The organism is Faecalicatena faecalis, from assembly GCF_012524165.2.
Lineage (GTDB): Bacteria > Bacillota > Clostridia > Lachnospirales > Lachnospiraceae > Faecalicatena_A > Faecalicatena_A faecalis.
Window position 1 is genome coordinate 435,602 of sequence record NZ_JABACJ020000001.1, and the last position, 21,691, is coordinate 457,292.

The 21,691-nt window shown below is 46.6% G+C and carries 20 protein-coding genes; 18 read left to right on the plus strand and 2 right to left on the minus strand.

The features are described from left to right. The 14 genes from HGO97_RS02055 (at window position 1) to purD (ending at window position 13,415) form a co-directional block, all read left to right on the plus strand. On the plus strand, window positions 1–1,815 hold the full coding sequence (locus tag HGO97_RS02055; protein WP_216238930.1) for a DUF6320 domain-containing protein: 1,815 nt from the start codon (window positions 1–3) through the stop codon (window positions 1,813–1,815). Window positions 1,816–1,977: 162 nt separating this feature from the next. Further along, on the plus strand, window positions 1,978–3,255 hold the full coding sequence (locus tag HGO97_RS02060) for a dihydroorotase (RefSeq protein WP_216238931.1): 1,278 nt from the start codon (window positions 1,978–1,980) through the stop codon (window positions 3,253–3,255). Window positions 3,256–3,329: 74 nt separating this feature from the next. After that, window positions 3,330–4,256, plus strand: coding sequence for an orotidine-5'-phosphate decarboxylase (gene pyrF / locus HGO97_RS02065; protein WP_216238934.1), 927 nt, complete (start codon window positions 3,330–3,332; stop codon window positions 4,254–4,256). 94 nt (window positions 4,257–4,350) lie between these two features. Beyond that, the gene (locus tag HGO97_RS02070) at window positions 4,351–5,133 is read left to right on the plus strand and encodes a dihydroorotate dehydrogenase electron transfer subunit (protein WP_216238936.1); all 783 of its coding nucleotides are present in this window, start codon (window positions 4,351–4,353) and stop codon (window positions 5,131–5,133) included. After that, window positions 5,133–6,035 carry a dihydroorotate dehydrogenase gene (locus tag HGO97_RS02075; protein WP_216238938.1) on the plus strand — a complete coding sequence of 301 codons (903 nt, stop codon included), beginning with the start codon at window positions 5,133–5,135 and terminating at the stop codon, window positions 6,033–6,035. Before HGO97_RS02070 ends, HGO97_RS02075 begins: the two co-directional genes overlap by 1 nt. Window positions 6,036–6,066: 31 nt before the next feature. After that, the gene (gene pyrE, locus HGO97_RS02080) at window positions 6,067–6,741 is read left to right on the plus strand and encodes an orotate phosphoribosyltransferase (protein ID WP_216238939.1); all 675 of its coding nucleotides are present in this window, start codon (window positions 6,067–6,069) and stop codon (window positions 6,739–6,741) included. Window positions 6,742–6,752: 11 nt separating this feature from the next. Continuing rightward, entirely contained in the window at window positions 6,753–6,902 is a 150-nt protein-coding gene (locus tag HGO97_RS02085) for a hypothetical protein (protein ID WP_216238940.1), read from the plus strand. A 76-nt stretch (window positions 6,903–6,978) separates the two neighbouring features. After that, window positions 6,979–7,422 (plus strand): VanZ family protein, encoded by a 444-nt coding sequence (locus HGO97_RS02090; RefSeq protein WP_408610835.1) that lies wholly within the window; start codon window positions 6,979–6,981, stop codon window positions 7,420–7,422. After that, entirely contained in the window at window positions 7,397–7,774 is a 378-nt protein-coding gene (locus HGO97_RS02095; RefSeq protein ID WP_216238942.1) for a DUF6142 family protein, read from the plus strand. Before HGO97_RS02090 ends, HGO97_RS02095 begins: the two co-directional genes overlap by 26 nt. Next, window positions 7,775–9,850, plus strand: a complete 2,076-nt coding sequence (locus HGO97_RS02100) for an aminopeptidase (protein WP_216238943.1) — start codon at window positions 7,775–7,777, stop codon at window positions 9,848–9,850. A 91-nt stretch (window positions 9,851–9,941) separates the two neighbouring features. Then, window positions 9,942–10,454 carry a 5-(carboxyamino)imidazole ribonucleotide mutase gene (purE, locus tag HGO97_RS02105; RefSeq protein WP_216238944.1) on the plus strand — a complete coding sequence of 171 codons (513 nt, stop codon included), beginning with the start codon at window positions 9,942–9,944 and terminating at the stop codon, window positions 10,452–10,454. Between the two features lie 20 nt (window positions 10,455–10,474). Then, entirely contained in the window at window positions 10,475–11,500 is a 1,026-nt protein-coding gene (gene purM, locus HGO97_RS02110; protein ID WP_216238946.1) for a phosphoribosylformylglycinamidine cyclo-ligase, read from the plus strand. Next, window positions 11,494–12,120, plus strand: coding sequence for a phosphoribosylglycinamide formyltransferase (gene purN / locus HGO97_RS02115; RefSeq protein WP_216238948.1), 627 nt, complete (start codon window positions 11,494–11,496; stop codon window positions 12,118–12,120). Before purM ends, purN begins: the two co-directional genes overlap by 7 nt. A gap of 23 nt (window positions 12,121–12,143) precedes the next feature. After that, the gene (gene purD / locus HGO97_RS02120; protein ID WP_216238952.1) at window positions 12,144–13,415 is read left to right on the plus strand and encodes a phosphoribosylamine--glycine ligase; all 1,272 of its coding nucleotides are present in this window, start codon (window positions 12,144–12,146) and stop codon (window positions 13,413–13,415) included. Between the two features lie 501 nt (window positions 13,416–13,916). Here the strand turns inward: purD and HGO97_RS02125 are convergent. Beyond that, window positions 13,917–14,771: an AraC family transcriptional regulator gene (locus HGO97_RS02125; RefSeq protein ID WP_216238954.1), complete on the minus strand. Its 855-nt coding sequence runs from the start codon at window positions 14,769–14,771 to the stop codon at window positions 13,917–13,919. A 372-nt stretch (window positions 14,772–15,143) separates the two neighbouring features. Here HGO97_RS02125 and HGO97_RS02130 point away from each other — a divergent pair, with 372 nt between their 5' ends. The 4 genes from HGO97_RS02130 (at window position 15,144) to trxA (ending at window position 20,106) form a co-directional block, all read left to right on the plus strand. After that, window positions 15,144–16,517 carry an MATE family efflux transporter gene (locus tag HGO97_RS02130; protein ID WP_216238956.1) on the plus strand — a complete coding sequence of 458 codons (1,374 nt, stop codon included), beginning with the start codon at window positions 15,144–15,146 and terminating at the stop codon, window positions 16,515–16,517. Between the two features lie 267 nt (window positions 16,518–16,784). Next, on the plus strand, window positions 16,785–18,878 hold the full coding sequence (locus HGO97_RS02135; RefSeq protein ID WP_216238958.1) for a penicillin-binding transpeptidase domain-containing protein: 2,094 nt from the start codon (window positions 16,785–16,787) through the stop codon (window positions 18,876–18,878). Between the two features lie 134 nt (window positions 18,879–19,012). After that, entirely contained in the window at window positions 19,013–19,669 is a 657-nt protein-coding gene (locus HGO97_RS02140) for a Crp/Fnr family transcriptional regulator (RefSeq protein ID WP_216238960.1), read from the plus strand. Window positions 19,670–19,794: 125 nt separating this feature from the next. Next, a complete protein-coding gene (gene trxA / locus HGO97_RS02145) occupies window positions 19,795–20,106 on the plus strand; it encodes a thioredoxin (protein ID WP_216238962.1) in 312 nt (103 codons plus the stop codon). Between the two features lie 104 nt (window positions 20,107–20,210). Here trxA and abc-f read toward each other — a convergent pair whose 3' ends face one another. After that, window positions 20,211–21,689, minus strand: coding sequence for a ribosomal protection-like ABC-F family protein (gene abc-f, locus HGO97_RS02150; protein WP_216238965.1), 1,479 nt, complete (start codon window positions 21,687–21,689; stop codon window positions 20,211–20,213). Between the last annotated feature and the right edge of the window lie 2 nt (window positions 21,690–21,691).

Genomic DNA, 21,691 nt, shown 5'->3' on the forward strand with positions numbered 1-21,691 from the left:
GTGCAGCAGAAGAGAGCATATTGGAGAAAGCTGGATAATGCGGCAAAATTATTTTCCGCGACCAGCAATAAAAAGGATACGAGAGTATTCCGATTTTTCTGTGTTTTAAAAGAGGAGGTCGATCCTGAATTACTTCAGGAAGCTCTGGACCGGACGGTCGTCACATATCCCGTATTTCTTTCTGTAATGCGCAAAGGGCTTTTCTGGCATTACCTGGAGAAGAGTAAACTGCGCCCGGAGGTGCATGAAGAATGTAAGGAGCCCTGCAGCAATCTGTATGTGCGGGATAAAAAGAATCTGTTGTTCGAGGTTACCTATTATGGGAAAAGGATTAATTTTGAAGTGTTCCATGCGTTGACGGACGGGACCGGGGCGACAGAGTTCCTTAGGGAGCTGGTGAAGAATTATCTGTTCCTGGCCCATCAAAGCGAGGGGCTAAAGGATGTGGCCCTGCTGGATGAGAATGTGACGATCCAGGATCAAGAGAGTGACAGCTTTTCGCAGTATTATACGAAGGTAAAGAAAAAAAAGGAGAAAAAACCCAAGGCGTTTCAATTAAAAAAACCGCGCAAGGAAGTGGGAAGGCTGCAGGTGAACGAGGCGGTTCTTTCTGTAAAAGAGGTGCTGAAGCGTTCCAGAGAGCTGGGTGTATCCATGACTGTGTTTTTGACGACCGTATATCTGTTCGCGATTCATCAGGAGATGACGAAGCAGCAGGAAAAACATCCCATCGTGCTGATGGTACCTGTCAACTTGAGAAAGTTCTTCCCGTCCGAATCTATGCTGAATTTCTTTAATTGGATTGAACCGGGATATCATTTTGGAAAAGGCGGTGGAAGCTTTGAGGAGGTCCTGGAACATGTGAAAGAATATTTTGCTGAGGAACTGACCACCGAGCGTGTGGCAGAGCATATGAATGAGCTGATCGCGCTGGAGATGCATCCGATCTTGAGACTGGCTCCTCTGGAGCTTAAGAACCTGGGGATCAAGGCCGGAGCAAGATATGCAGAGCGGGATGTGACGGCAATTTTTTCAAATATGAGTGCGGTCAAGATGCCGGCAGAGTATGAACCTTTTATTGAACGCTTCGGAGTCTATACGAGTACCCCGAAGATGGAGCTTTGTATGTGCTCCTTTGGGGACAAGCTTTCTCTTGGATTCACATCCAGGTTCGATACCATTAATATTCAGAGGAATTTCTACCGGATATTAAAGCAGCAGGGAATCGGGGTGGAGAAGGTGGAACCAGAATTTCCACAGCCCGATGTTCCAAGCCGGCTGGAGATGAAGGTATTCAAATTCGTTTCTTTTTTGTGCCTGGCAGCGGCGGTCGGCTGTGTGGCGGCAGATTTCAATCTGCATCCGAAGATTCGCTGGACTTTGTTTACCGCGGCCGGGATAGGAAGCATGTGGCTGGCGCTGGCAATCGGATTCGTCAAGCGGTATAATCTGATGAAGAATGCCATGTGGCAGCTCATTATTGTGACAGTAGGATGTATTCTGTGGGACATATTTACCGGATGGCGGGGATGGTCCGTAGATTTTGTGCTGCCGATCGTCTGTATGGTGATTCTTGTGTCCATGTTCATTATCACAAAGGTACAGAAGAATACGGCGCGGGAGTATATGATTTACTTTGTGATGGCGGGCGGCTATGGAGTGATTCTGCCGCTGATTCTGCTGCTTGCGGGAGTCGTTCGTTTTACTCCCATCTGTACGGTGTGTGTGGTAGCTTGTTTTCTGTTCCTAGCGGCATTGGTCATTTTTAAAGGAAAAGAATTCAAAGAGGAGATGCACAAAAAGTTCCATGTGTAAGGAATGGACAGGTCTCGCTTTTTTGACGGAAAACGGCTGATTTAGGGCTTTGATTTTGGATTGTATTACCTGCGCTGTTTGTGGTATTATAATTCTATGTATACTACTTCTGGCATACCTGCTTACTTAGGTATGTAATCTTATAGAGGAAGGACTAACATTATGAGACTTTTGATTCAAAACGGTCATGTTCTAGATCCACTGACGGGGCTGGATGATATCAGCGATGTCCTGGTGGATGGGACAAAGATTGTGAAGGTTGCGAAAGAGATTCAGGATGCAGCAGATGAGACGATAGATGCCTCCGGCTGTTATGTGATGCCGGGACTGATTGATCTGCACGTGCATCTGCGTGATCCGGGGCTGACCCATAAAGAGACCTTGGAGACTGGCGGAAGGGCAGCGGCCCGCGGTGGTGTGACAACTGTCTGTGCGATGCCGAATACGAAGCCGATCACGGATACAAAGGAGATGGTGGAAGAGCTGCATAAGAGAGCCGCAGAGGAATCTCCCATTCATGTGATTCAGCTTGGAGCTGTTACCAAAGGGGAAAAGGGAGAAGAGTTGGCAGATATCGAGGGGATGGCGAAGGCAGGCTGCCACGCCATCAGTGAGGATGGAAAGTCAGTCATGAATGCTGCTTTATACCGGAAAGGGATGAAGCTTGCCAAGGAATGTGGAATTTCTGTATTTGCACACTGTGAGGATATTAATATGGTAGAGGGCGGTGTGATGAATGCCGGTGCGAAAGCAGAAGCACTGGGAGTAAAGGGCATCACCAATTCTGTGGAGGATGTCATTGTTGCCAGAGATATCCTGCTCGCCAAGGAGACGGGGGTGCGTCTTCATCTATGCCACTGCTCGACTGCTGACAGCGTGAAGATGATTGATGCTGCCAAGAAGGCAGGGCTTTTGGTGACTGGAGAGGTGTGTCCACATCATTTTATCTTATCCGATGAGGATATCAAGGAGAATGACGGACAGTTCAAGATGAACCCGCCGCTTCGTTCTAAGGAGGATGTGGAAGCATTGAGGGAAGGTCTTAAGAATGGAATCATGGATGTAATTTCGACCGACCATGCACCACATGCCGAGGAGGAGAAGAATCTTCCGATGGAAAAGGCATCCTTTGGTATCGTCGGTCTGGAGACATCCGCCTGCCTGACCTACACAGAACTGGTGGAGAAAGGCGTGCTCACTCCGATGCAGATGGCTGAAAAGATGAGCTATAATCCTGCCAGAATTCTGGGACTTTCCGATAAAGGTTCGGTATCAGAGGGCATGACTGCCGATCTGATGGTGTTTGACCCGGCGGCAGAGTACAGGATCGATAAGAATACGTTCCTTTCCAAGGGAAAGAACACACCATTTGACGGATATCCGGTCAAAGGGGAAGTGCGTTATACCATTGTAGATGGACGAATTGTATATGCAAGATAAAAAATGGAGAGCAAAAGGGGCAGACCTTTTTGCTCACCGTTGTAAGAACATTCAGATAATTGAGGAGGTTTTTTATGATTAACAAGCTGGTAGATAAGATTAAGAAGACAGGAGCACCGATCGTGGTAGGGCTGGACCCGATGCTCAACTACATCCCGGAGCATATCAAGGAGGCTGCGTTCGGAGAATTCGGAGAGACTTTGGAGGGGGCTGCGGAGGCAATCTGGCAGTTCAATAAGGAGATCGTGGATAAGACATATGATCTGATTCCTGCTGTAAAGCCTCAGATAGCGATGTATGAGCAGTTTGGAGTACCAGGACTTGCAGCTTTTAAAAAGACGGTCGATTACTGTAAAGAGAAAGATCTGGTCGTGATCGGCGATATTAAGAGAGGAGACATCGGCTCGACTTCTGCTGCGTATGCAGTCGGGCATCTTGGAAAGGTGAAAGTGGGAAGCAAAGAGTATGTTCCGTTTGATGAAGATTTTGCTACTGTGAACCCATACCTTGGTTCTGATGGGGTAAATCCATTCATCGATGTATGCAAGACAGAGAAGAAGGGACTGTTCATCCTTGTGAAGACTTCCAACCCTTCCAGCGGTGAGTTCCAGGATCAGCTCATTGACGGCAGACCGCTCTATGAACTGGTAGGCGAGAAGGTTGCCGAGTGGGGCAAAGAGTGTATGGGAGAGGAATACAGCTATATCGGTGCTGTAGTCGGTGCGACTTATCCAGAGATGGGAAAAGTGCTCCGTAAGGTGATGCCGAAATCCTATATTCTGGTACCGGGGTATGGTGCACAGGGTGGAAAAGGAAAAGATCTGGTTCACTTCTTTAATGAAGATGGACTTGGAGCAATCGTGAACTCATCCAGAGGAATCATCGCTGCTTATAAGCAGGAGGCTTATGCACAGTTCGGGCCGGAGAATTTCGGAGATGCATCCAGGGCAGCAGTAGAAGCTATGGCTGCTGATATCCGCGAAGCTTTAGAGAGCAGGTAGGCATCGCACAAGCTGGAGGAGAATTCAGCATAAATATCAGACCAAACATCGGAAAGTCTGAGTAAAGGAAAGTACTTTAAAAAGGAGAAAGACCATGTCTAATAAACGAAAAGAATCTGCAATGATCGTATCTCAGGAATGCATCGCAGCAGATATTTACAGTATGTGGATCCAGACAGAAAAGATCGCATCCCTGGCTGTGCCGGGACAGTTTATTTCCATGTATACAAAGGATGGCAGCAAACTGCTTCCACGCCCGATCAGTCTGTGTGAGATTAATAGAGAGAAAAAGCTGATTCGTGTCGTATACCGTGTCACAGGTGAGGGGACAGGGACAGAACAGTTCTCAGAACTGACCAAGGGGGACTGGATTGATATCCTAGGCCCGCTGGGGAATGGTTTCCCACTGGAAGCTGCCAAGGGAAAGAAGGCAATGCTGATCGGAGGTGGAATCGGTGTCCCTCCGATGCTGGAACTGGCAAAGCAGCTTGATACTAAGAAGGTGCTTGTCATGGGCTACCGGGATGAGCAGTTTTTAGCAGAGGAATTCTGCGAATATGGTGATTTCTATGTTGCAACGGAGGATGGCAGCGCAGGAACCAAAGGAAATGTAATGGATGCAATTGCTGCCAATGGACTGGATGCTGAGGTTATCTTTGCCTGTGGGCCGGCTCCAATGCTTCGGGCAATTAAGCAGTACGCCGAAGAAAAAAATATTGTATGCTATATATCTACGGAAGAAAGAATGGCCTGTGGAATCGGTGCATGCTTAGCCTGTGTCTGCCAGTCCAAGGAAGTGGACGGACACAGTCATGTACACAATAAACGTGTCTGCAAAGACGGCCCGGTATTCCTGTCAACGGAGGTGGAAATCTAATGAATACAACAGTGAACCTTGCGGGTGTAGAATTAAAGAACCCGGTCATGACAGCCTCTGGCACATTTGGTTCCGGGGAAGAATACAGTGAATTCGTAGATCTGAACCGCCTGGGTGCGGTTGTGACAAAAGGCGTGGCGAATGTTCCATGGCCTGGCAATCCGACTCCGAGAATCGCAGAGACCTATGGTGGGATGATGAATGCCATTGGTCTGCAGAATCCGGGAATCGATGTATTCTGCGAGAGGGATATTCCGTTCCTGAAAAAATATGACACAAAGATTATCGTCAATGTCTGTGGAAAGACGACCGAAGATTACTGTGAAGTAGTGGAGCGTCTGGCGGATGAACCAGTGGATCTGCTGGAGATCAACATTTCCTGCCCGAATGTAAAAGAAGGCGGGATTGCTTTCGGACAGAATCCGAAGGCGGTCGAGGATATCACAAAAGAGATCAAGAAGTACGCAAAGCAGCCGGTAATCATGAAGTTAAGTCCGAATGTCACAGATATCACGGAGACTGCGAAGGCAGCAGAGGCTGGCGGTGCAGATGTATTATCCCTGATCAATACACTGACCGGGATGAAGATCGATATCAATAGACAGACTTTTGCACTGGCCAACAAGACAGGCGGAGTATCAGGGCCGGCGGTAAAACCGATCGCGGTCCGTATGGTATATCAGGTGGCAAATGCAGTGAAGCTTCCGATCATCGGTATGGGAGGAATCTCCACTTATGAGGACGCTATTGAATTTATCCTTGCCGGTGCAACAGCCGTTTCCGTTGGGACAGCAAACTTTTTCAATCCGGCAGCGACTGTGGAGGTCGTGGAAGGTATTGAAAAATATATGGAAAGATATCATTTTGAGAACATAAAGGATATGGTCGGACTGGTAAAATAAGAGTACAAAGGCAAACAATAGGAGGATTATCATGGAACAGTATAAACAAGAATTTATTGAATTTATGATCGACTGCGAGGTTTTAAAATTTGGAGATTTCGTGACAAAGAGCGGAAGAAAGACCCCATTTTTTGTAAACACAGGATTCTACCGTACCGGAGCACAGCTCCGCAAATTGGGAGAATACTATGCAAAAGCAATCAACCAGAAGTTCGGGTTTGATTTTGATGTTTTATTCGGACCAGCATATAAAGGAATCCCTCTGACTGTTGCTACGACAATGGCCATCAGCGAATTCTATGGAAAAGACATCAAATACTGCTCTAACAGAAAAGAAGTAAAAGACCACGGAGACAAGGGGATCCTTCTTGGCAGCCCGATTCAGGACGGAGACAAGGTCGTTATTATCGAAGATGTTACGACAGCCGGCACATCCATTCAGGAGACGTTGCCGATCATCAAGGCACAGGGAGATGTTTCGCCGATCGGACTGGTCGTTTCTGTAGACAGAATGGAACGCGGACAGGGCGAGAAGAGCGCATTGAGCGAGATTCAGGAGAAGTATGCTCTTGAGACAACGGCGATCGTTACGATGGCAGAGGTCGTAGAGCACCTTTATAATAGACCATACAAAGGAAAGGTAATCATTGACGATACATTAAAGGCAGCAATTGATGCATATTACGAACAATATGGCGTAAAATAGGGGGAAGTCAAATGGAAAAGGCATATAAAACAATGTCAGGTGCAGGTGCAGCGAACATTGTGCTCGGAATCATTATGATCGTGACAGGGGTCGCAGCCGGGATCATCACGGTGATCAATGGAGCACGCCTACTGAAAAATAAGCATGAGATTACTTTTTAGGCGAGTCGCGGCAGATGTGCAGTAATGAAAAAGGGGTAGCAATTTGAGCCAGAAAGAAGTCAAAAAGCTCCGTACCATGGGGAAGGTCATGTTTGTACTTTACATTTTCTTCCTCCTGTATTTCCTGATATTTTCAGACTGGTACGGGCGCACCGGTGTCTCATCGGAGTATCGGTATAATCTAGTACTATTTAAAGAGATAAAGAGATTCATAGAATACCGGGAAGAATTGGGAGCCTTCGCGGTATTCACTAATTTATTCGGGAATATTCTGATATTTGTGCCATACGGGTTTTTTATCTCCATGGCGAGCAGGGCCAGGGGATTTTTTATGACACTATTTTACAGCTTTGGTTTAAGCCTCTGCGTGGAGGTGTTCCAGATCATGACAAAGGTAGGGAGCTTTGATGTGGATGACCTTCTATTAAATACAGTCGGAGGCGTACTGGGGTATATTTTATTCTCAATTTGCAATATGATAAGGAGACGGCATAATGGGCGCAGGAAAAAAAGACGCTAAGCAAAGGCAGAAAGAGCTTGAAAAGGAACGTAAGAAGCGCGGTTCCAGAAAATATGGACAGGCGAAGATGAAACACTCCCGTATGGGAATCTACTCCTGTGTGTATGCAGGCTGTGCCTTTGCAATGATCCTTACCTGTATCCTCATCGCATTCGTCTTGCGCGGGAATACATGGGGATTTGTAGGCGGCATGGGAATTCTGTCGGTCGTTTTGGCGGTACTTGGAATCCGGGCATCTGTGAAAGGGATGCGGGAAAGAGATAAAAATTATATTACCTGTAAAGCAGGGCTGGCAGGAAACATCATTCTTCTGCTGGGACTGCTGACGATATTCATAGGAGGTCTAAAGTAGATGGCATTTCAAGAATGGCAATCAGAAAGAAATGAACAGTATCAGGAAAGGCATGAGCTTTCTGTAGACAGGATCAAGGCAATCGCAACAGAAGATACAGTGAATGAAAAGTTCCAGCCGTATTTTCAGGCGGTATCCGCCTTCTTGCTGGAATTGGAGGCAGTGCGCAGAAAGGTAGAAAATGGGCAGTGGGACCGGCTTGAATTAAAGGAGATGGAAGAGTTCAACTATGTTCTGTATGTGGACATTCTGGATGAGCATTATGATATCAGCTATGCAAATCCTGCTTTTGCTGTAAAGATGCTGGGTGAGGAACTTGGCAAGCTTCTGAGTTTTCTGTACGCAGAGATCCGTGGAGGAATCCCGTATGTGTTTGAGAACCGGATGGATTATTTGACGATTTTAAATGAACTGTTCATCGAAGTCTACAACTGTTTTGAGGCAGAACCCGTTCCAGAATACCGGAGCCTGAAAGAGATTGTCTATTGGTATGCCAGTGATTACTGCGATGTGTTCCTGGCAGACCGAATCGAGGAACAGCTCTATCCAGAGGATTCCTTTGCTGCAGAGCTGATTCTGAATGCAGATTTGGAGGATGACAGATATCTGTATCGTTTTGGAGAGTTCATCACACAGAATGAACTGCATACGGCAAGGCATTTAAGAAGCCTGCCAAATGAGACGATTCGAAAGATGGCGGATGTCTATACAGAGGGTTACCGGATTGGTTTCATCAATACGGGAAAGGACCTGTCAAGGAAGTCGGTCGTCAACATCCGCTACTGTCTTGGTTTTGAAAGGGTAGTAAGGGTGGCGATTGAGAATTTTGAAAAGATGGGACTAAAGCCGGTGATCTACCGTGCAGCCTCCAGTGTCATTACAAAAAGAGAGCAGTTCAAGGTCGGATATTATGGTGCCATTGCCAATAAGCAGTATGAATACGATCACCGTTCGGACCAGTCGCTGTTCATGGACAAACGTTATATTGAGCGGAAGCTGGATGTGCTGAAAAATGTATATGAGAAAAATAAAGAACAGGCTGCACAGTTTGCGGGTCCGGCCGTGATGGAAATTTTCGGGGAAAAGCCATTTTCGCCGGAGGCGAAACCAGAGGCACCGACATACAGCGATGCCCAGCGTTCTCTGTCATTGCTCTATGACAGCAGATCAGGGCAGCTCACGAATCAGTATATCAAAGGTGAGGAGCGCAGCTTCACGATCATTGCCTATCCGGTGCCGGAGATCGGGGATGATTATGCGGCTATTTTTGACGAGGTGATCCGCATCAATACGCTGGATGCAAAGCTTTATGAGAAGGTCCAGCAGACTCTGATCGATGCCCTGGATCAGGGAGAATATGTGCATATTCTTGGAAAGGGAGAGAACCAGACGGATCTAAAGGTCCAGCTATACCATTTGGAGAACCCCAAGAAGGAGACGATCTTCGAGAACTGTGTTGCAGATGTGAACATTCCGGTGGGAGAAGTATTTACCTCACCTGTCCTGGAAGGGACAAATGGTGTGCTGCATGTGAGCCGGGTCTATCTCAATGAACTACAGTATCAAAATTTAAAGATCGTGTTCAAAGATGGGATGATCGAGGATTATACCTGTTCCAATTTCGGGCAGGAAGAGGAGAACCGGAAGTATATCTATGAAAATGTGCTTCATAACCATAAGACACTGCCGCTCGGTGAGTTTGCGATCGGTACGAACACAACGGCTTATGTGGCTGCAAAAAAATATGGCATTGAGGATAAGATGCCAATCCTGATCGCAGAGAAGATGGGACCTCATTTTGCAGTGGGCGACACTTGCTACAGTTGGAGCGAGGACATCAAAGTTTATAATCCAAACGGGAAAGAAATCGTGGCGAAGGACAATTCGGTGTCGATTCTGCGCAAAGAAGATGTGGCAAAAGCATACTTCCAATGCCATACAGATATAACCATACCTTATGAAGAGTTAGAAGAAATAAGTGTAGTGACAAAAGAGGGAAAAAATATTATACTATTGAAGGACGGAAGGTTCGTATTAGAGGGTACCGAAGCCCTGAATGAACCATTCCATGAATAGCTGAAATGTAACGAACACTCAAAGGAAGTAGCAAAGCGGATTCCAAATATCCGCTTTGACTGATTTACGAAATGAGAAAGGTGGATAAAACATGCCAAGAGTAGGAATTGTAATGGGAAGCGACTCTGACCTTAAGGTTATGAGCAAAGCTGCAAGCATGCTGGAGAAACTGGGAATCGATTATGAGATGACAATCATCTCAGCACACCGCGAGCCGGATGTATTTTTCGAGTGGGCAAAAGCTGCAGAAGGAAAAGGAATCAAGGTAATCATCGCCGGGGCAGGTATGGCAGCTCATCTGCCGGGAATGTGTGCAGCATTGTTCCCGATGCCGGTCGTAGGCGTTCCGATGTCAGGAAAGAACCTGGCAGGAGAAGATGCACTATTTTCAATCGTTCAGATGCCGCCTGGAATCCCGGTAGCAACAGTTGCAATCGACGGTGGTATGAATGCTGCGATCCTGGCTGCAAAGATTCTTGCGACCTCTGATGCAGAGCTGTTAGAAAAATTAAAAGCATACTCTGTTGAGATGAAAGAGACCGTTCAGGGCAAAGCAGCAAAATTAGAGGAAATCGGATACGAAGCTTATCTTGCACAGAAATAAGATTAGATTGGAGAATAGGTATGGATTATAAGAACGCAGGCGTTGATATTGAAGCAGGTTATAAATCAGTAGAACTGATGAAGAAGCATGTACAGGAGACTATGAGACCGGAGGTGCTGACGAATCTGGGCGGATTCTCAGGAGCATTCTCCATGGAGAAGTTCAAAGGGATGGAGAAACCAACTCTTGTATCCGGTACAGATGGTGTGGGTACAAAGTTAAAGCTGGCATTCATCCTAGACAAGCACGATACGATCGGTATTGACTGTGTAGCTATGTGTGTGAATGATATCGCATGTGCAGGCGGAGAGCCTTTATTCTTCCTTGATTACATTGCATGTGGAAAGAATGAGCCGGAGAAGATCGCGACGATCGTAAGCGGTGTCGCAGATGGATGTAAGCAGTCTAACGCAGCTCTGATCGGCGGGGAGACAGCAGAGATGCCGGGCTTCTATCCGGTGGATGAGTATGACCTTGCCGGATTTGCAGTCGGTGTAGTGGATGAAAAAGACCTGATTACAGGAAAAGACTTAAAAGCCGGAGATGTGTTGATCGGTATGGCTTCTTCTGGTGTACACAGCAATGGATTCTCTCTCGTCAGAAAAGTATTCAATATGAAGAGAGAAGCTCTTGATACATATTATGACAGTCTGGGATGCACTTTGGGCGAAGCACTTCTGGCACCGACGAAGATCTATGTGAAGGCTCTTCGCAGCGTGAAGGAAGCAGGTGTTACCATCAAAGCCTGCAGCCATATCACAGGCGGCGGATTCTATGAGAACGTACCACGTATGCTCAAAGACGGCACTCGTGCAGTGATTAAAAAAGACAGCTACCCGATTCCTCCGATTTTCAAGATGTTATCTGTAGACGGAGATATTGAGGAGCAGATGATGTACAACACATTTAACATGGGACTCGGAATGATCCTTGCAGTAGATGAAGCTGACGTCGAGAAGACCATGGCTGCAATTAAAGAAGCTGGTGAGGAACCATACGTAGTTGGACAGATTGAAGAGGGTGAAAAAGGAGTAACCTTATGCTAAGAATAGTTGTTCTTGTCTCTGGAGGAGGCACGAATCTACAGGCAATTATCGACGGAGTAAAGGACGGGATTATTTCCAATACTGAGATTGCAGGGGTCATCAGCAATAATCGGAACGCCTATGCTCTGAAACGGGCAGAGGAACATGGGATTCCAAGCTTATGCGTATCACCGAAGGAATTTGAGTCCAGGGAGATCTTCAATGAAAAGTTTTTGGAGGCTGTGAATGCCTATGAGCCGGATCTGATTGTTCTGGCAGGATTCCTGGTCGTGATTCCTCCGGCTATGATCGAGAAGTATAGGAACCGCATGATCAACATCCATCCGTCTTTGATTCCATCTTTTTGCGGAAAAGGATATTATGGGTTGAAGGTGCACGAGGCAGCTCTTGCACGCGGTGTAAAGGTGGCTGGCGCTACCGTTCATTTTGTGGATGAAGGGACAGACACAGGACCGATTATCTTACAAAAAGCAGTGGAAGTGGAAGACGGGGATACACCGGAGGTCTTACAGCGCAGAGTCATGGAACAGGCAGAGTGGAAGATTCTGCCGAGAGCCATTGATTTGATCGCCAACGGGAAAGTTATGGTGGAAGACGGAAAAGTGAAAATGATACAGTAAACAGTAGATAAGAGGAGGCTGCCATGAAGGTATTAATTGTAGGAAGCGGCGGAAGAGAGCATGCAATTGCAGAGAGCGCTGCAAAAAGTAACAAGGTCGAGAAGATGTATTGTGCACCAGGGAATGCAGGAATCGCAGAATATGCAGAATGCGTAGATATCGGGGCAATGGAGTTTGAGAAACTGGTTACTTTTGCAAAGGAGAAAGAAATAGATCTTGTGATTGTAGGCATGGATGATCCCTTAGTAGGAGGTCTGGTCGATGAGATGGAGGCCGCTGGTATCCGTACCTTCGGACCGCGCAAGAATGCGGCAATCCTGGAAGGCTCTAAGGCATTTTCCAAAGATCTGATGAAAAAATACAATATACCGACAGCAGGCTATGAGAATTTTACAGATCCTGAGGCTGCACTTGCATATCTGGAGACAGCAAAGTTCCCGATCGTGTTAAAGGCTGACGGTCTGGCTCTTGGAAAGGGCGTGCTGATCTGCAATACCCTTGAGGAGGCTAAGGAAGGCGTGAAGACCATCATGCTGGACAAGAAGTTCGGCAGCGCGGGAAATGAGATGGTCATTGAAGAATTCATGACCGGGCGAGAGGTCTCTGTTCTTTCCTTCGTAGATGGTAAGACAATCAAGACTATGACCTCTGCACAGGACCACAAGCGTGCCGGAGACGGGGATACTGGATTGAATACTGGTGGTATGGGAACCTTTTCCCCGAGCCCATTCTATACAAATGAAGTGGAAGAGTTCTGCAACAAATATGTATATCAGGCAACTGTAGATGCTATGGCTTCGGAAGGCAGAGAGTTCAAGGGAATCATCTTCTTTGGATTGATGCTGACAGAAGAGGGACCGAAGGTCCTGGAATACAATGCACGTTTTGGTGATCCAGAGGCCCAGGTCGTACTGCCTCGTATGAAGAATGATCTGATCGAAGTCGTGGAGGCATGTATCGATGGAACACTGGATCAGGTAGACCTTCAATTTGAGGACAATGCGGCTGTCTGTGTCGTGCTGGCATCAGAGGGTTATCCGGTGAAGTATGAGAAGGGATTCCCGATCAGCGGACTGGAAGAGTTCAAGAAGCATGAAGGGTACTACTGCTTCCATGCGGGAACGAAGTTCGACGGCGACCAGATCGTGACCAATGGGGGACGCGTGCTGGGCGTGACTGCGAAGGGGAAAGACCTCAAAGAGGCACGGGCAAATGCCTATGCAGCGACCGAATGGGTGAAATTCGAGAATAAATACATGAGGCACGATATCGGGAAGGCGATTGATGAAGCATAAACGCGTTTCGTTTGTTGGGGCGCTGAGAAGAATGCAGGATGAAGTTCCCGTCAGGGCTTCGGATGTTGTTTCGAAAACCGTACCGTTTGCTTACAAGCTGTAAAAGATAAAATGAGAAAAAGTGAGGCACCAGCCTATATGCGGAGAAATCTTGATGATTTCTCCGCAAGTAGGCTGCAGAATTACGCCGTTGTGCGGCGAATTCTGTCCTCGCTTTTTCTCATTTTTTCTTTAACATCTTGTAGCGCTCACTTTCAGGCTTTCGAAACAACATCCGAAGCTCTGGCGTGACCTTCATCCCGCATTCTTCTCAGCTAGGTGCATCAAAAGGGGACGGATTATGCTTATCAGGGAAGTGATGGTTGAAAGGGGATAGGAATGGATATGGGGGAAGTTTGGGGATAGGGGGGCTTTTAGGGGGAGAATGGCTGATAGTGCAGAGGCAGCGCCAGGATGGCGGCTGCCTTTGGGGAGGGTGATGGAAAAGTGCGGGAAGAGGAATCAGGAGTTTCCGGCGGCACGGTATTTGCTGGGGGCAGCCCCGAAGTGTTTTTTGAAGAGTTTACTGAAATGATAGGCGTCTTCATAGCCGACCATGGAGGCGATGGCCTGGATGCTTAGGTCGGGGGAGGATTCCATGAGGTCGCGGGCTTTTTCCATGCGCAGCTCGATCAGGTAGTTGATGGGGGTGTCTCCGGTCTCGGCCTTGAAGATCTTGGAGAGATAAAAGGTACTTAAGTACATGTTTTTGGCAATCTGATCGAGAGATATTTTTTCGTGATAGTGTTCGTTGAAGTAGCGGATCATTTGTTTTACTACGTATTTTTTATTTGGTGATTCGAAGATGCAGCCGTCGGATTCTTCTATGGTTTCCTGCTGGTCTCTAAGCAGGAGGAGAATGAGCTGGATCAGGTAAGCCTTCAGCATGAAGTAGCGGCCGGGGCGGCAGGTATGAAATTCTTTCCCCATGGCGGAGCAGAGGTGGAAGACCTCCTGACGCATGCCGTCTTTCATGGATAGGACTACATTCCCGTTGGGCAGAGGCAGTGTGTTAGGCGGCAGATTCCGGATGTTGATATCGGTAAAGCCTATGTAGTATTCTGTGGTGCAGTATTGAGGACAGGTCACCAGACTCTGGTGGCAGGTCCCTGGATTGAGGATCACAAGGTCTCCGGCTTTCAGGGGATATTCTTTTCCATCGATATAATAAGTCCCATACCCTTTGGTGACCACGGAAATCTCCAGATGTTCATGGCAATGATAATTATCTTCTGTCTCTGTGCGTTTTAGATTACAGATAAACAAAAAAGTAGGATTTAGGTCGTCATAGGTCAGGTCGTATTCTTGTCTATACATAGTGTCACCTCCATGAAATAGGAATCTGGACCGCAGTCCTGGCAGAAGGTCTGCGAATCTGCTGTCGATTGCGTGTATAAGGAATTATACTCCTGAAATGGTGGAAAATTCAATGAAAATATGTGTTTGCTGTGGAAAATAATTCACGGTGGTCTTTGATGTAAGATTCTATCGTTTATACAAAATACTACATCTAAAGTACAACATATTACATTCTGATTTTCAAAAGAACGATTATAATAGAACGTGCTTATCAGAAAGGAAGCTTCATTGAGAGTGCAGCAGGATGGGAATTTATCTCTGTTCTGGTCTGTATTTTGGAGTGTGATTTGAAAGTGGTAATTAAATTTAAGAAGCAGGAGGTAACAAGACATGACGAAGAAAATGACAGAAGGCAGTCCGGCGAAATTGATTGTGATGTTTACGATTCCCCTATTGATCGGGAATATTTTTCAACAGCTATATAGCATGGTCGACACTTTGATCGTAGGAAGGACGCTGGGTGTGCATGCCCTGGCAGCAGTAGGCTGTACCGGGAGCATCAGCTTTTTGATATTAGGATTTGCAATGGGGGTAAGTGCCGGGCTGGCAATCATCACGGCACAGCGGTTCGGAGCGAAAGATGAGGTAGGAGTCAGAAGGAGCGTAGCAGCAGGGGCATGGATCAGCCTTGGAGTTACAGCGGTCCTGACGCTGATTTCGGTACCGCTGGCGAGGAAGATTCTGGAATTGATGCGGACACCACCGGAAATCATTGATTCCGCATATGAGTATATTGTCGTAATATTCTGGGGAATCATAGCCAGTATGCTGTTTAATTTTCTATCCAATATAATCAGGGCTTTGGGAGACAGCAGGACACCGCTATTGTTTTTGATCATAGCATGTATCCTGAATATTATCCTGGATTTTGCATTGATCCTGATTGCAAAAATGGGGGTGGCAGGGGCAGCCTGGGCTACGATTATTGCGCAAATGGCATCTGCTGTGATGTGTCTGTGGTATATTAAGAAGAAGCTGCCGATCCTTCATTTGAAAAAGGAGGACTGGAGAGTTTCCGGCTGGGATATCAGCCAGCATATAAAAGTTTCTATGCCGATGGGATTCCAGATGTCTATTATTGCAATCGGGGCCGTTGTTCTGCAGTTCGTTCTGAATGGGCTGGGATCTGTTGCGGTTGCTGCCTTTTCAGCGGCACAGAGAATCGACCAGATCGCCACACAGCCGATGAATTCTTTTGGAACGACGATGGCGACGTATGGAGCACAGAATTACGGAGCTGGAAAGATTGATCGAATTAAGAAAGGAGTCTTCCAGTGTAGTTTGATTTCCGTTGGTTTTAGTATTGTGATGGGAATGGTCAATATATTTGCTGGATATCAACTGGCCGGTCTGTTCGTTGGAAGTGGAGAGACTGGTGTTCAGGGCATGGCCCAGACCTATCTTCAGATCAATGGGGCCATGTATTTTGTATTGGCGCTTTTATTCATTTTCCGTTTTACCCTGCAGGGGCTTGGAAAAGGATTTATGCCGACAGTGGCAGGAGTCATGGAACTGGTCATGAGGACCTTTGCAGCAATTTTCCTGACATCCAGTATTGGATTTGCGGGGGCGTGCTGGGCAAGTCCTCTGGCATGGATCGGAGCGTGTATTCCGCTCGCGGGAGCTTATTTTGTAACAGTACATAAGCTGTCCAAGAGGAAGGAAGAACCACAAAGAAAGTATGAGGAGCAGACCGCCTCCTAGTATATGAAGAGAAAGACTGTACCGGATGAGGGATGGTCTTTCTTTTTGGTTATTGGAATCTTTTTTGTTCTATAGCGTCCATAATAGTAATAAGAATAATCGGGGATTGACAGATAAAGCTTACAAATGTAATATTAAAATATATAAATGATATGATGCAAGGGTCAAAAGGTCATGTGTTTCATGCTTGCATGAAAAAGCATGACTTTGGGACCCTAACATCATGATATTCTAAGTCGGCATTTATGTAGAAAGGCGGGAGTATTAATGGCAGACAGGAAAGCGTATCAGAGGAACAGACGGCGCAAGAAACGGGGGAATCAGAGAAAATGGATTGTCCCGGTAAGTATTGCGGCTGTAATTGTGATTGCGGGGGCAGGGTGTTTTGCAGTTTGGAAAGGATTTGGGGTGAAGGCAGCGCCCGAGGAAATCGTACAGGATTATTTTGCCCTTGTAAATGAGGGTAAGTATGAAGAAATGTATGGAATGCTGAGTAATAAGTCTAAAGAGAAGATTTCAAAGAAGGATTTTGTTACAAGGAACGAAAATATTTATGAGGGAATTGATGCGTCGGATGTAAAGGTGAAGCAGAAAGGGGAGACAGAATATAAGGACGGCAGGAAGGAAGCATATGTCTCCTATTCCACGAATATGAATACCTCTGCGGATGAGATTTCCTTTGAGAATAAGATGAAGCTGGTAAAAGAGGAGAAGGCCTACCGGATCGACTGGGACTCTACACTGATCTTCCCGGCACTGAAAGATGAGTATAAGGTACAGATCAGTACCCAGCCGGCGGTCAGGGGCTCTATACTGGACAGGAATGGAGGGCTTCTCGCTGGTCAGGGGACGGTATCGGAGGTCGGTATCGTACCGGGAAAACTAGGAGATAAGAAGGCGGAAGCGATTCAGAAGATTGCTGATATCCTGGGTATGACGGCGGATGACATTGACCAGAAGCTGAGTGCTTCTTATGTAAAGGAGGATTCATTCGTCCCGGTCAAGGAGATCTCCAAGAATCAAACGGAAGTGGAAGAAAAGCTATTGAAGATTCCTGGTATCATGATCAATGATAAGGAAGAACGGGTATATCCACTGGGGGCAGCAGCAGGTCATCTGACGGGATATGTCCAGGCAGTGACAGCGGAGGATCTTGAGAAGTTAAAAGGAAAGGGATACAACGAGAATAGTGTGATTGGAAAGTCAGGTCTGGAGAGGGCGTTTGAAGAGGAACTGAAAGCAGTTGACGGGCACAGTATCGATATCGTGGATGCCGACGGTGTGAAGATTGAGAATCTGGCGCTCAAGCCGGCCGAAAAGGGAAAGGATGTCAAGGTGACGATTGATTCTTTGATGCAGCAGAAAGCATATGAGCAGTTCGCCTCTGACCCGGGAACCGCTGCTGCGATGAATCCAAAGACAGGGGAGGTCCTGGCACTTGTAAGCACCCCTGGGTATGATCCCAATGAATTCATTATGGGAATGTCAGATAAACGTTGGAAAGAGCTGAATGATGATAAAAATAAACCATTGACGAACCGCTGGTATACCACCTGGGTTCCGGGGTCTACCTTTAAGGCCGTCACTGCGGCGATCGGTGTGGACAGTGGAAAGATCAAACCGGATGAGAATATGGGGTATGTAGGCTTGAAATGGCAGAAGGATGCAAGCTGGGGCGACTATTTTGTTACGACTCTTACAGATTATGGGCAGGAAGTAAATCTGGAGAATGCACTTGTCTATTCGGATAATATTTACTTTGCAAGGGCATCTCTTGCAATCGGAGAGGATATCGAGAAGGAATATTTTAAGAAAATGGGATTTGATGAAGAGATTCCTTTCGAGCTGGGAATCGTAAGCTCCACTTATGACGATGATGACAAGATCGACTCCCAAATCCAGCTTGCGGATACCGGATATGGACAGGGACAACTTCTCGTTAACCCGATTCATATGCTTTCCATGTATACTATGTTCGTAAATGCCGGGAATATGATACAGCCGACGATTCTCTATCAAGATGCCCCGCAGGGAAAAATCTGGAAGGAAGGCGTTGTTTCGGCAGAAACAGCAGAGCTTGTTAAAAATGATCTGGTCCAGGTCATCGAAAACCCATCTGGAACGGGAGCCAAGGCGAAGATCGACGGCCTTTACATGCTGGGAAAGACCGGGACGGCTGAAATAAAGGAGAGCCAGGATGATACAAACGGAGTGGAACGCGGCTGGTTCGTATGTGAGACAATAGAGGATGTAGAAAGACCTGTCGTGGCAGCGGGGATGGTAGAAGATGTGAAGGAGAAGGGCGGCAGTAACTATGTGACGGAAAAGGTGCGTGAAATCGTAGCGGCATATGAGCAATAGACCGCTGTCTGAAGGTGAACGGTAATTAAAATGTGAACAATTTTGTATCCTTTTCGCCAGGTGTTTCCCTGGCTGGGGTTTCGTGATATAATAAATTCATAGTGTATTGACAATTGGACATAGGTGAGGCTTAGATGAGAAAATTATTAGAACAAACCCTTCCTTTTTGGAAGGACCTGACGAAAAGTGAACGGGATGCACTGATAGACAGAGTGACGGAAAGCTCCTACAGCAAGGGAACGATGCTCCATTATGGAGGCAGAGAGTGTGCAGGAGTTCAGATTATTAAGGAGGGCCAGGCAAGGGTCTTTATTACCTCTCCCGGTGGTGGGGAGATTACCCTGTTCCGGCTGTTGGATGGAGACGTGAGCATATTAAGTGCGGCCTGTATGATGAAAGGACTGGACATTGAACTGGATATGGAGCTTGAAGCGGACTCTGTGATCTGTACGATTCCCAAAGGTCTGTATAAAGATATCAGTGAACAGAATGCAGCGGTGAAGGACTATACCCTGGAGATGATTTCAGAGAAGTTTTCAGATATCATGTGGCTGTTCAACCAATACGTGTTTTCTAATGTGGCGTCCAGACTTGCAGATGCATTACTGGAGCACAGGGCGTTGGCAGGCTCGGATACATTGGCAATTACGCATGATGCACTGGCGCGTGACATCGGTTCCGCAAGGGAAGTAGTGACCCGGCTTTTGAAGCAGTTTCAGATGGATGGGCTTGTGAAGCTTAACCGCGGACATGTCGAGGTATTGGATGCGGGGAAATTGGGTAAAGTATAATAGAAGACGAACAGCGCTAAGCATGTTTGGTGATTTTATCACAGAAAGATAAAAAAATTCTGATATACTGTAAACATACCTGATGAAACAATTATAAAATTTATATATCAAAGGAGGACATTAAGATGTCAGTAGTAAAACTTACAACAGAGAATTTTGAGCAGGAAGTATTAAAGTCAGAGAAGCCGGTCCTGGTTGATTTTTATGCAGACTGGTGCGGACCATGCAAGATGATGGCTCCGGTTATAGATGAGATCGCAGAAGAAAGGACCGATGTGAAGGTCTGCAAGATCAATATTGATGAGCAGATGGAGATTGCAAGACAGTACAGAGTCATGAGCATCCCGACCTTTATGGTATTTAAGAATGGCGAAGTAGCCGCTAGAGATATGGGCGCAAAGCCGAAGAGCGATATGATTTCCATGTTAAGTAAGTAGGATGCAGAAGTGTAGATAGATTAGAATGAATCATTTATATCATAAATATAAACATAGCCGGCCGACTTTCAAAAGATGAAAGTGCCGGCTATGTTCATGCTATCCTATAAGTCCACGATCTGAGTCGCAATTTTTTCCTGGAACGCCTCGTCATGCTCTACAAAAAGCATGGTCGGTCTGTATTCTAACAGTAATTTTTCTATCTGCATCCGTGAGAACACATCCACGAAGTTGAGAGGTTCATCCCAGATAAATAAGTGTGCAGGTTCGCACAGGCTTTTGGCCAGGAGGACCTTTTTTTTCTGGCCTTCACTGTATTCTTCTATCTTTTTCTCGAACTGCACCCGGTCGAAATCAAGCTTTCTTAACAGGGCCCTGAAAATAGTCTCATCCAGAGCGTACTCTTTGGCAAATTCAGTAAGGCTGCCTTTCAGCCATGAAGTATCCTGTGAAATATAGGAAATCTTCACGCCGCTGCCCAAGTGGAAGCTTCCGGTGTAAGGAATCTCCTCCCCCAGAATCAACTTGATCAGACTGGTTTTTCCGCAGCCATTTTTCCCACGCAGGCATACACGGCTGCCTTGGCGTACAAAAAAGCTGATATTTTGAAGGACAGGTATCGTCCCATAAGAGATCGTGATATCCTCCATGGATAAAATCAGGTCCGTGTGGTAGGAGAGCAGATTCAGTTTGAGTGCATCCATAGTCTCGACGTTTTTCAGCAGAGTCTCCTTTTCTGAGATAGCATTTTGCTGCCGCTTCTGAGTGGATTTGGAGCGCTTCATCATCTTGGCCGCCTGGTGTCCGATATGTCCCCGGTCAGGACGCAGTCCGGCGACCCGTTGTCCGATCTTGGTGCTCTCTACCTTATCTGACCAGCGCTCAGTCCTGCGTGAAGCCTCCTCAAGGCGGCGGATATCCGACTTTAATTGGGCATTTTTCTCCAGTTCCATCTCGTCTTGGGCCTCCTTATTGGCGAACCAGGAGGAGAAGGTTCCTTTCTGTATCTCAATCTGTGTCTTGTTGATCGAAAGGACATGGTCGATGCACTGATCCAAAAAAGTACGGTCATGTGATACAAGGATGAATCCCTTCTTGGAATTCAGATATTGCGCGACCTTCTCACGGGCATTGACATCCAGATGGTTCGTCGGCTCGTCAATTAGTAAAAAGGCTTTTTCTTTTAGGAATAAGGCGGCAAGGAGTACCTTCGTCCGTTCCCCGTTGCTAAGAGTAGAGAAAGGACGGTACAGGATTTCCGGGTCCGCATCCATGAGATTCAGTTCTTTAAAAATCTGCCAGCTTTCTGCCTGAGGATTGACGGATTCTACGATAGAGAGCGTCATTTCGTCAGGATTCTCTACGGGATATGGAAAGTATTCAAAATCTACACTGGCTGAAATACTTCCGCTGTATTCATATTTTCCCAGAAGGAGGTTCAGAAACGTGGTCTTTCCACGTCCATTTCTCCCGATAAAACCTAACTTCCAGTCCGTGTCGATCTGGAAAGATACATGTTCAAAAATATAATCAAAACTGCTGTCATAAGCAAAGGTTAGATTTGTTACTTGGATTCTTGACATAA

What these genes read in the sequence shown, in the direction of transcription:
- HGO97_RS02060 (WP_216238931.1), top strand. Translation starts at nt 1,978, where the DNA reads ATGAGACTTTTGATTCAAAACGGTCATGTTCTAGATCCACTGACGGGG.
- pyrF (WP_216238934.1), top strand. Translation starts at nt 3,330, where the DNA reads ATGATTAACAAGCTGGTAGATAAGATTAAGAAGACAGGAGCACCGATC.
- HGO97_RS02070 (WP_216238936.1), top strand. Translation starts at nt 4,351, where the DNA reads ATGTCTAATAAACGAAAAGAATCTGCAATGATCGTATCTCAGGAATGC.
- HGO97_RS02075 (WP_216238938.1), top strand. Translation starts at nt 5,133, where the DNA reads ATGAATACAACAGTGAACCTTGCGGGTGTAGAATTAAAGAACCCGGTC.
- pyrE (WP_216238939.1), top strand. Translation starts at nt 6,067, where the DNA reads ATGGAACAGTATAAACAAGAATTTATTGAATTTATGATCGACTGCGAG.
- HGO97_RS02085 (WP_216238940.1), top strand. Translation starts at nt 6,753, where the DNA reads ATGGAAAAGGCATATAAAACAATGTCAGGTGCAGGTGCAGCGAACATT.
- HGO97_RS02090 (WP_408610835.1), top strand. Translation starts at nt 6,979, where the DNA reads ATGGGGAAGGTCATGTTTGTACTTTACATTTTCTTCCTCCTGTATTTC.
- HGO97_RS02095 (WP_216238942.1), top strand. Translation starts at nt 7,397, where the DNA reads ATGGGCGCAGGAAAAAAAGACGCTAAGCAAAGGCAGAAAGAGCTTGAA.
- HGO97_RS02100 (WP_216238943.1), top strand. Translation starts at nt 7,775, where the DNA reads ATGGCATTTCAAGAATGGCAATCAGAAAGAAATGAACAGTATCAGGAA.
- purE (WP_216238944.1), top strand. Translation starts at nt 9,942, where the DNA reads ATGCCAAGAGTAGGAATTGTAATGGGAAGCGACTCTGACCTTAAGGTT.
- purM (WP_216238946.1), top strand. Translation starts at nt 10,475, where the DNA reads ATGGATTATAAGAACGCAGGCGTTGATATTGAAGCAGGTTATAAATCA.
- purN (WP_216238948.1), top strand. Translation starts at nt 11,494, where the DNA reads ATGCTAAGAATAGTTGTTCTTGTCTCTGGAGGAGGCACGAATCTACAG.
- purD (WP_216238952.1), top strand. Translation starts at nt 12,144, where the DNA reads ATGAAGGTATTAATTGTAGGAAGCGGCGGAAGAGAGCATGCAATTGCA.
- HGO97_RS02125 (WP_216238954.1), bottom strand. Translation starts at nt 14,771, where the DNA reads ATGTATAGACAAGAATACGACCTGACCTATGACGACCTAAATCCTACT.
- HGO97_RS02130 (WP_216238956.1), top strand. Translation starts at nt 15,144, where the DNA reads ATGACGAAGAAAATGACAGAAGGCAGTCCGGCGAAATTGATTGTGATG.
- HGO97_RS02135 (WP_216238958.1), top strand. Translation starts at nt 16,785, where the DNA reads ATGGCAGACAGGAAAGCGTATCAGAGGAACAGACGGCGCAAGAAACGG.
- HGO97_RS02140 (WP_216238960.1), top strand. Translation starts at nt 19,013, where the DNA reads ATGAGAAAATTATTAGAACAAACCCTTCCTTTTTGGAAGGACCTGACG.
- trxA (WP_216238962.1), top strand. Translation starts at nt 19,795, where the DNA reads ATGTCAGTAGTAAAACTTACAACAGAGAATTTTGAGCAGGAAGTATTA.
- abc-f (WP_216238965.1), bottom strand. Translation starts at nt 21,689, where the DNA reads ATGTCAAGAATCCAAGTAACAAATCTAACCTTTGCTTATGACAGCAGT.